The 2,702-nt window shown below is 72.5% G+C and carries 3 protein-coding genes; 1 reads left to right on the top strand and 2 read right to left on the bottom strand.

The window, feature by feature from the left end; translation table 11 throughout:
* Nucleotides 1-4 precede the first annotated feature (4 nt).
* Both MXD61_RS05505 and MXD61_RS05500 read right to left on the bottom strand, forming a co-directional pair.
* Entirely contained in the window at nt 5-1,000 is a 996-nt protein-coding gene (locus MXD61_RS05505; protein ID WP_248811760.1) for a beta-ketoacyl-ACP synthase III, read from the bottom strand.
* Nucleotides 1,001-1,206: 206 nt separating this feature from the next.
* On the bottom strand, nt 1,207-1,977 hold the full coding sequence (locus tag MXD61_RS05500) for a zf-HC2 domain-containing protein (protein WP_248811759.1): 771 nt from the start codon (nt 1,975-1,977) through the stop codon (nt 1,207-1,209).
* A 78-nt stretch (nt 1,978-2,055) separates the two neighbouring features.
* Here MXD61_RS05500 and MXD61_RS05495 point away from each other — a divergent pair, with 78 nt between their 5' ends.
* Nucleotides 2,056-2,637, top strand: a complete 582-nt coding sequence (locus MXD61_RS05495; RefSeq protein WP_308222682.1) for a sigma-70 family RNA polymerase sigma factor — start codon at nt 2,056-2,058, stop codon at nt 2,635-2,637.
* The last annotated feature ends 65 nt before the right edge of the window (nt 2,638-2,702 follow it).

Genomic DNA, 2,702 nt, shown 5'->3' with positions numbered 1-2,702 from the left:
CCACTCACGGCATGATCTCCGGCCAGACGAGCGCCACCGAGCCCCAGGTGGTACCGCCGCCGAACGCCGTGAGCAGGATCCGGTCATGCGGGCGCAGCCGGCCCGCCGCCCACGCGGCGGACAGCGCCAGCGGAATCGACGCCGCCGCGGTGTTGCCGACCTCCGTCAGGTGCACGAAGATGTTCCTGGACGGGATCCCGAGCTCGTCGCCGACCGCGGTGAGAATGCGCTCGTTCGCCTGATGCGCGATGAACAGGTCGACCGCGTCGGTGGACCAGCCGACGTCCGCGAGCACGGCCCGCGCGGAGGCGGCCATCTTCTGGACGGCGTGCCGGTAGACAACCTGCCCGCGCATCGAGAACCAGCGGTCGGGGCCGGGCGGGCCGGACGCCGCATGCGGCGCGCGGGACCCACCGGCTCGCACGGTGATCAGATCCTCCTGGGTACCGTCACTGCCCAGGTCGAACGCCAGCAACGCACCCGCCTCGGCCCGGCTTCCGGCCCGCAGGACGACGGCGCCCGCACCGTCGCCGAACACCGCCCTGGTGCTGCGGTCATCCGGATCAAGGATCGTGGAGAACGTGTCCGCGCCGATGAGCAGCACGCTGTCCGTGAGGCCGGAGGCGATCAGTCCCTGGGCGGCGGCGAGCCCGTAGACGAAGCCGGAGCACACCGCGCCGAGGTCGAAGGCGGGCACCGGCCCCAGCCCGAGCCGGGCGGCGATCACCGGAGCGGTCGCGGGGCAGGGGCGGTCCGGCGTGGTTGTCGCCACGATCACCGCGCCCACCGTGCTCATACCGGCGGACGCCAGGGCCGCGGCACCAGCGCGCACGGCGAGATCGGACGTGGACTCGCCCAGACCGATGACGTGTCGGGTCCGAATCCCGGTCCGTCCGGTGATCCAGGCGTCGGAGGTGTCGAACCGGGCCGCCAGGTCGTCGTTGGTCACCGTCCCCGCGGGGATGTCCCCGCCGACACCTGCCAGTACGGCGACGCACACCGGCCTGATGCCAGGTTCCGAGCCGCGCGCCGAGGTCCCGACCTGCGCAGACGTCCCGACGTGTGCGGACCTCACCTCGCCGACCCGCGAAACTGTCGAGTTCATGGTCGGGTAGTCGGCTGCGACGTCGAGATGGTTCCCGACATGTCCAGACCAGCCGTCTCCGGCACGTCGGGCCGCCGTGACCGCCGCTGCCGCGGCTGTGGCTAGGCCGCGTGGCTGCCGTCGCGGCGCAGTCGACTCGTCGGCCGGGGAACCAGCCTCAGGCGTGGTCGGGTTCGCGCGCCACCCGGCGCCGCGCCGGCGGGTTCGCCATACTCCTGCGCCTCGGTGTCCGCCCGGCTCGCCCGCGGCGCGCCGGGGTCGGTCCCCAGGCGGGTGAGCGCCAGGATGATCAGATAGCCCGCGACGAGGAACGTGTGGGAGAACAGCCGGCCGGCCGACACCTCGCCGTGCGCAAGGTCGTCAACGCACAGCAGGCCGAGGACCACGACGAACGCGCCCAGCGGCGGTACCAGCCCGGCAGCGACGTTCCGGCGGACGGACGCGGCGAGGAAACCCACTCCGACGGCCAGGTTCCAGGCGGCGGACTCGTGCGAAAGGTGCTCCGCGTGGGCGTCGTCGGCCATCCCGGCATGGCGCGCCATGCTCATCCCGGTAAGCGCCTGCACACCCAGGATCTCCAGCGCGGCGAGGACCAGCTGGGCCAGCCCGAGCGCGACCAGGCACCAGCGCAGACCGAGAACCAGGGGCGGTACCCGGGGCTCGACCCGGCCCGCGAGGTGGGTGAGGTCGACCGGTGCGAACGTGGCGTCCGGGCGGGCGTCGAAGGCCCGTGCGAGCGCCGCCGCCTCGCGCTGCCAGGCAGCGCAGTCGGCGCACTGGTCCAGGTGCGCGTCGATCAGTGCCGCCGCGGGCCCCGGCTCCTCCCCGTCGATCCGAGCGGACAGCGCCTCACGCCAGATCTCACACCCCATGACCTTTATTGTCGTCCTATTGGCAGTAGGAGTTCCAAAGGCGCAAACCGGCTGGTCCCAGCGGATACCCTTCCGGGCGTGTCAGCAGCCGAGCGCGATACGCAGAAGATCACGGAATGGGCGCTGGCGGCCGGACGTGGCGATCGCGCGGCCGCGGCCGCCTTCATCCGCGCGACCCAGGAGCAGACGCACCGCTTCCTGCTGCACCTGACCGACCCGGGCGTCGCCGAGGACCTGTGCCAGGAGACGTACCTGCGGGCGATCAGCGCGCTGCCCTCGTTCGCCGGCCGCTCCTCGGCCCTCACCTGGCTACTGGCCATCGCGCGACGGGTGGCGGCGGATCACATCCGGACACTCGTGCGCCGGCCGAGAACCGCCTCGGAGGTCGACTGGGGCCGGGCCATCGACGTCACACCCGCCGGTGACGGCTCCTTGGAGGACGAGGTGATTCTGCGTGCACTGCTGCGCGGCCTGCCGGTCGACCGCCGCGAGGCGTTCGTGGCGACGCAGCTTCTCGGTCTCACCTATGCGGAGGCCGCACAGGTAAGCGACTGTCCGGTCGGAACGATCCGCTCCCGGGTCGCCCGCGCCCGCGAGGACCTGATCGTCGCCTATCGCGACAGCGGCAGTCCTCCCCGCGCGCTGCGCGCGATCAGCTGAGCCGCGCTTGCTTTACGGCTACAGTGCCGAGCTTGTGAGCTGGGCGGCGACACCGGTCGGGCGCG

The sequence above is a fragment of the Frankia sp. AgPm24 genome, assembly GCF_023243055.1.
GTDB classification, from domain to species: domain Bacteria; phylum Actinomycetota; class Actinomycetes; order Frankiales; family Frankiaceae; genus Frankia; species Frankia umida.
The sequence above is the reverse complement of the archived record's forward strand: the minus strand, read 5'-3'. Positions and strand labels throughout refer to the sequence as shown.

Excerpts from the sequence above, each read along its gene's own strand:
- MXD61_RS05500 (WP_248811759.1), bottom strand. The coding sequence starts at position 1,977 with ATGGGGTGTGAGATCTGGCGTGAGGCGCTGTCCGCTCGGATCGACGGG.